The organism is Arsukibacterium sp., from assembly GCF_036735525.1.
Classification (GTDB): domain Bacteria; phylum Pseudomonadota; class Gammaproteobacteria; order Enterobacterales; family Alteromonadaceae; genus Alishewanella.
This window is the reverse complement of the sequence record NZ_DAINOE010000113.1, coordinates 1-6,721: the sequence shown is the minus strand read 5'-3', so window position 1 is coordinate 6,721 and position 6,721 is coordinate 1. Positions and strand designations below refer to the sequence as shown.

At 49.6% G+C, this 6,721-nt stretch carries 5 protein-coding genes; 1 reads left to right on the top strand and 4 read right to left on the bottom strand.

From position 1 onward, the window contains the following. From V7D78_RS15410 to nhaC, 3 genes are all read right to left on the bottom strand, one after another. Window positions 1-1,097, bottom strand: a 1,097-nt coding sequence (locus tag V7D78_RS15410) for a hypothetical protein (RefSeq protein WP_333609347.1), incomplete at its 3' end; no start/stop codon positions are given. Further along, the gene (locus tag V7D78_RS15405) at window positions 1,097-1,750 is read right to left on the bottom strand and encodes an ABC transporter ATP-binding protein (RefSeq protein WP_333609346.1); all 654 of its coding nucleotides are present in this window, start codon (window positions 1,748-1,750) and stop codon (window positions 1,097-1,099) included. The genes V7D78_RS15405 and V7D78_RS15410, both read right to left, overlap by 1 nt. Window positions 1,751-1,796: 46 nt before the next feature. After that, window positions 1,797-3,194 carry a Na+/H+ antiporter NhaC gene (gene nhaC / locus V7D78_RS15400; RefSeq protein WP_333609345.1) on the bottom strand — a complete coding sequence of 466 codons (1,398 nt, stop codon included), beginning with the start codon at window positions 3,192-3,194 and terminating at the stop codon, window positions 1,797-1,799. Between the two features lie 332 nt (window positions 3,195-3,526). Between nhaC and V7D78_RS15395 the strand changes: the two genes are divergently transcribed. Next, window positions 3,527-4,657: an ADP-ribosylglycohydrolase family protein gene (locus V7D78_RS15395; protein WP_333609344.1), complete on the top strand. Its 1,131-nt coding sequence runs from the start codon at window positions 3,527-3,529 to the stop codon at window positions 4,655-4,657. Here the strand turns inward: V7D78_RS15395 and ovoA are convergent. Then, window positions 4,632-6,721: 5-histidylcysteine sulfoxide synthase (gene ovoA, locus V7D78_RS15390; protein WP_333609343.1), on the bottom strand; the 2,090-nt coding region annotated here is incomplete at its 5' end. The two genes, V7D78_RS15395 and ovoA, sit on opposite strands and share 26 nt — an antisense overlap.

The following is a 6,721-nucleotide window of genomic DNA, read 5'->3' as shown; positions in this document are numbered from 1 at the left end:
GCCAGCAATACGCCGCCCCAGGCAATCACTAACCCCTGTAGCCACCACTGCCAAGATAGCGTCAACTCGCCCAGAGTATTTGCCCCATACAAGCCGGTTAAACTGGCTGAAAAATCCGGTAACAGCAGCACAGCAATCCAAAAGCCTAGCGTTAACCCCGGCAGAGTGATTAGCCCGCTTAGCAGTAATAATTCGATTAGCAGCCAAAACGTTAATGCGCCTTGACTTATGCCACAACTAAATAAAATACGCCGTAATACAGCACGTTGTGCCATGGCCAAATGAATAGCGGAATACACCATCAAGAGCCCAACTAAAAACGCCAACATACTCAGTGCAGTAAGATTTAAATGAAAACTGGCGGTAAGCCGGGAAATGTCATAATCACTCTGCGGCATCACGACACGCAGATGAGCAGCTAACGCTGCCGGTAGTGTCTTGGATGTGTTGGTATCAAGCAGCAACAGCCGAGATAGCTGATCGGGTTGTTGCAGCCAGTATTGCGCGAGATATATATCCGTGATGATCTCGTTATCAGCAATGCTGGAACTCACCCTAAGGTTAACCAGATTGCCGTCTGGATTATACGGAAAACCGGTTTTTACTGCCGCATCAAACCAGGATTTAATCTGCTCTGCCGTGGCCGGCGATACCCAGATCTCCCAAGGCGGCGATAAAAAACATGTTAACGAAAACGTACTTGGTAAGCCAGCGTTAGCGGCAGTAGTGGCACCGCTTGCTTGCAGTGTCATCGGCTCAATACCAATGATATTTAGCGTGTCGCCTGCGCTTATATTGGCTAGCGCGCCCTCAACCACCGGGGTTAGCTGCCAACCTAAGCGCCGCAACATAATATAGTCTGACTCGGTAAGCGGCTGTTGGTTAACCGGCACAATTTGCGCTTGGTTGATGCTGTTAAAGCGAGTTGCAGCTTGATCGTAACTGGCGCGTGCGTGTTGATTTAAAGCTTGCACCCCACTCCAAAGCGCAGTGGCGGCCAACAATCCCAACATAAAGGTACCAAGCTGCACCGGATGCCGCAGCCAATGGCTGAGCAGCGCATGCAATACCCACAACCCAGAGTAACGCTTCGGCACTAGCTTAACCGCCCTTGTTTTAAAATCATGGTGCGATCCAATTGGGTCGAGAGTAAGGCGCTGTGCGTGACCATCAGCAAGCTGCTTCCGGTTTCTTTAATTAAGCTTAGCATCAGCGCCATCACCTGCTCAGCATTGGCTTCGTCCAAGCTGCCGGTGGGTTCATCCGCCAGTAACAATGGTGTTTTTGCCAATAAGGCCCGGCCAATCGCCACACGTTGCTGCTGCCCGCCTGACAGCTGTGCAGGATAGCGCTGTAACAAGGGCGCCAGCCCCAAGGTTGCTACTAGGTGTTGTTGCCAGTCAGCGTCTAGGTTGCCAGCCAAACGAGCTTGAAAGGCTAAGTTATCTTGAATCGTTAAACTGGGTATTAAATTTAATTGCTGAAAAATCACACCAATAGCATGACGCCGTAGCTGCGCGCGCTGCCGATCCGGCAATGGCAGGATGTCTTGCTGGTTAATCAGGACTTGGCCGTGATCGGCTTGCTCCAGCCCGGCCAAAATATGCAGTAAGGTCGATTTTCCACAGCCCGATTCGCCCATCAAGGCCACACTTTCGCCTGGGTGGATGTCAAAACTGACATCACTAAACAGCGGCAGTGGGCCTTGTGAGGTAAGGTAGGTTTTCGCTAAACCAACAACATGCAGCATAACTTTCCTAACAGCATTAAAAGCATTGTGTATTTTACGCGCCAGTCTACCGTTTGGGTTTAAGCAATCCGATGCCCAGTGCCGCCATGGCCACCGCAATAATCGCATTTAAATAATTAAAAAAAGCATAAGGCGCAAAATCTAGCACCTCTACGCCAAGGGTTGCCGTATAAAAAGCGCCAGCGGTCGTCCATGGAATCAGGCCAGTGGTCATGGTTGAGCCTTCCTCAACCGAACGCGATAACACCGCAGGATCGAGCTGTTGTTGCTGATATTTAGGCTTAAACAATTGGCAATTTAAAATAATCGAAATATAGGCCTCGCCCATCGCCACATTGCCTAAAAAGCCTGAGACGATGGTGGTGGCGACCAGGGAGGCCGTGCGTTGCACCCTTTGGATAATCCCGGCCAATAAGGCTGTTAAAAATCCTGCGCCATGCAAAATGCCCCCCAGTGCGATTGCCATTAAGGCTAACAGCAAGGTCCAGCTCATACTGCTGATCCCGCCACGCCCTAATAGGGCATCTAGGCTGGCGATACCGGTATTTTGCGGGCTGTTTTGCCAGAGTGCGTTAAGCACGCCTATGGTACTGCTATCTTGATAAAAAATGGCAATCAGCACCGCCAGCACAATACTGCATGACATCGTGACTTCAGCAGGGACTTTTTTGATACTCATTACGGCCAGAAGAACTAACGGCAATAAGGTAATAACAGGCATCAAACTAAAATGACCAGCCAGTGCCGCTTGGATTGCACTCACGTCGGCCAGATTAATATGCTGTTCGCCATAACTAAAACCTATGCCAAGAAAGATCAAAAAGGTCAGGATAAAGGTTGGCAGCGTGGTGAAGAGCATAGAATAAATATGCCGATACAGATCGGTGCCTGCGCTCATCGCGGCCAGGTTGGTGGTATCAGAAACAGGAGACATCTTATCGCCAAAGGTCGCGCCACATACCACCATGCCCGCAATTAACGGCAAAGGAATATTCATGGTTGCACCAACGCCCATCAGCACTACGCCCAAGGTACCCACGGTGCCCCAAGATGTGCCGGTTGCCACCGACATCAGCGAACACAGCAATAGTCCCACAGCCAGGAAAATAGTGGGATTTAACCAACTCAGCCCGTAATAAATTAAGGTGGCAATAGTGCCGCTGTGCATGAAGCTGGCGATAACCATCCCAATCAAAATAAAAATATAAATGGCCGGCATCGCTCGGGTTAAAGCGCTCGTCATCAGTTCGCGGATCTGCGTGTAGCCATATCCTAGGCTAAAGGCATTTAACCCCACCCATAACAAGCACAAAAACATCAGCGTGTGCAAACTGATCCCCAACCCAAACAAACCACCGGCGATCAAAATCACGACAACACTAAAACAGAGTAGAGATTGTAAAAAACCTGGACTACGCACAGCGGTAGGCGATGTTAAAGACAAGATTGCACCACGAGGTAAAAGGGTAAGTAATCAAGAGTATATCAGCAGAGTTTGCCGTCGCGTAGATAATTTATACAATACTCAGCCTGAAGAAAACGACTATTATCTCTGACAAGTTTACAGAAAATGTATCTATACGGGTAAAGGTACTGACTAAAATAAAACGTCTGATGTTGCATTAACACTGTATTAGTTAACAACCACAGTGGGCCACATCGATACCATGTAGAATCAAGCAGTAAACTCATTTAGCCGCTGCTTGTTGCTGCAATGTTGAGCAACCCCTGCCGCCTTTTCCCCTATCTAGTCATGTCGATGACTAAGGAACCATTATGCACAGCAACACAGCGCAACAGACCCGAGCGGCAACGGCATTAAAAACCAGCTTTATTGCGGATGCCTTAGCGATGCCGGTACATTGGTTTTATCAGCCTATGGAAATAACCCGCGCCTTCGCCGGAGGTATTCAAGGCTTTGCAGCAGCACCGGATTTTCATCCCTCGTCTATTATGTCTTTGCACTCGAAACAGACTGGCGGCAGGCAGTCTGCGGTAAAAACGCCCAAAGGCCATAACGCGAACGCTGCCACGGCACAAATTGTTGGCGACGTTATTTTAAAAGGCAAGGCGCAGTTTTGGGACAAACCGAATGTGCATTATCATCAAGGTATGCAAGCAGGTGAAAACACCCTCAATGCCCATTGCGCGCGCGTTCTGATGCGCACCTTGGCTAGCTTACAAGGCCGCTACAATACAAAAGCCTTTATTACCGCCTATATCGACTTTATGACCAAGAGCCCAGCGGCACACCCTGATACCTATGCAGAGTCGTATCATCGGGGCTTTTTTGCTAATTGGGCGCAAGGACGCGATCCTGAAGCCTGCGCCATGCTAACCCATGATACCGCTTCGATTGGCGCTCTGGTGACCCTAGCCCCCTTAGTGTTTGCAGAACGCCTCAGTGGTGGCAGTGAAGCCGAGATAAAAGCCGCCTGTAGAGCGCATTTGGCCCTAACACATCCGGATGAAGCCTTAATGCGCGTGGCTGATCACTATGTCCAATTGTTATGTGCACTCTTGGCAGGGCCAGACAACACGCAAGTGAAAACACTGTTGCTTGCCGCCAGCAAAGCGGTGCCGGGAGTAGAGTTAGCGTCTTTACTGCAACGAAACCTGCCCGATAATCAGGTGATTGGCCAGGTATTTTCCAGAGCCTGTTATATTAGCGACTCGTGGCCTATCGTGCTGTATTTGGCCTGCAAATATCAAGATGATCCCTGGCAAGCGCTGCTGGTAAATACCAATTTGGGCGGCGATAACGTGCATCGCGGTATTATCTTAGGCACAATTTTAGGGCTACTACACGACACTGTGGCCACCAGCTGGTTTGAACAACTGGTAGACCACAACGCAATTAGCGAAGAAATTAAAGCGCTGGTTACTCTGGCAGACGCTCCCAAATAGTCAGCTCAGAGAGCGTGTGCTGAAACTTGTGCTGCGTTTCGCGGATCACAAAGGGCACTTTGCGCGGTTCACCGACTAACCTAAAGTGGCGCGATAGCTGCGCCTTTAGGCCATCCAAGGTGCTGTAACTTTCGCCATCCTTTTTAAAGCCACCAAGCCATTCATGCTTAGGCGTATGCTCTTCCAGCCAAGTATAGGGAGACGCAATAATGAGCAAGCCGCCCGCATTGATGCGCTGTGCCATCTCAGCCAAAAAGCGGCTCGGCTGGTATAAGCGATCAATGAGATTCCCCGCCAGCACAAGATCATACCCAGTAAATTGCGGTTTTAAGTTACAGGCATCACCTTGATAAAAGGCCACACGATCTGCATAGGCAGCTAACCCTAAAGCGTTTAGGGTGCGGGTATGGTAACTGACCAAATCGCCCTCTTCTACCCGGGCATAATGTACTTCGCCTTGCTCAGCCATTCTTGCGGCAAGCCCGATAAAGTTCGCAGAAAAATCCACACCCTCTACAGTATCGAATTGTCGGGCTAATTCAAAGCTGGCGCGACCACAAGCACAGCCTAAATCGAGGGCTTTGCCCGTAACCTTACCGCGCATAGCCTCAATAGCAATATCGGCCAAGGCTTTTAGAAAACTCTCTACGCCATACCAGGTGTCGCCAAAATGAAACTCGGCATATTCTGATAACAGCTTATCGCTTTCATAATATGCGGTTGACGATGCTGCCTCGCTAGTAGCAGCCACATAACGAAAACCGGCATGCTGAAAAAAGTGGCGACGAAACGCATAGCGCGCGCTAAGCCGGGCTTCATTACCGGCTGAGATCCATGAGCCACCCTTAATCAGATTGTGTTTACCATCAAAGGTAGGGGTAGTGAAATCATCATACAGCGGATGCACTTTAAAGTTGTTAAAAGGATAGATCGCGGTTTCTGTCCACTGCCAGACATTACCGACCACATCATACCAACGGCCATGCTGAAAACGCGTCACAGGACAAGACGAGGCAAAATGATCAAGATGCAGGTTCGCGGCAGCAGGCGCCTCGCCCACTTCATTAACCCCTGCTTCGGCAGATAATCGATACCATTCATCTTCGGTAGGCATGCGAATTTTTTGCCCACTCTCGGCCGTTTTCCATTCACAAAAAGCTTTGGCTTCGTGATAGTTTACTTCAACAGGCCAATCCCATGGCATCTCAATTTCTTCGGTCATCAAGCGCAAGCGCCAGCCATTGTGCCAGCGCCAAAACGTCGGATGCTTAGCCTCGGTATACTGACGCCACGCCAGCCCCTCCTCACTCCAAACATGATCTTGGGTATAGCCGCCGTCTTCAACAAATTCTAAAAACTCTTGGTTACTCACCAGATATTGGCTGGCTTTAAACTCTGCCACCTCTGCCTGATGTTGGCCATACTCGTTATCCCAACCATAAAAGGTGCTATCTAAGGCTTTGCCAATATTCACCGCGCCCGCTGGCACCGTTACCAGCTTATTTTTAGGCGCCTGACCGGTTTCTTGACAGATTGGCCACTCAGGTAATGACTTAACCTTCGCCAAAACCTGCTGTCGGATCAGCACCGTAGAGGTTTCAAGATGAATACGCTCATGCTCTATGCCCATTACAATAGGCCACCAGGCATTGTCCCAATCAATTGGCAATACCAGCTCGAGGGTGTTGATGAGATCCAACACGGTCGCGCGCACCTTGGCACGATACTCGCGTACAGCCCCCACACTGGGCCAATCAAAATGCGCTTCAGATAAATCATCCCAGCTCATTTCATCCACGCCTACCGCAAAAATGGATTCCATGTGCGGATTGATGCGCGCGGATATCAGCTTCGCTAAGATAAGTTTGTTGATAAAAAACGTGGCGGTATGACCAAAATAAAAAATCAGCGGATGGCGCAGCGCGATAGGCTTTTGGTAAAACCCGGTATCATCGCGCAAGCAATCAAACAGTCGGGTGTAGGTGTCAAAGGTATTGGTAAAATACCGGGCAATTTCTGCCCGCTTGTTGGCTATATTACCGTCATTGAGTTGTGGTGTTCTGC

What these genes read in the sequence shown, in the direction of transcription:
- V7D78_RS15405 (WP_333609346.1), bottom strand. Translation starts at nt 1,750, where the DNA reads ATGCTGCATGTTGTTGGTTTAGCGAAAACCTACCTTACCTCACAAGGC.
- V7D78_RS15395 (WP_333609344.1), top strand. Translation starts at nt 3,527, where the DNA reads ATGCACAGCAACACAGCGCAACAGACCCGAGCGGCAACGGCATTAAAA.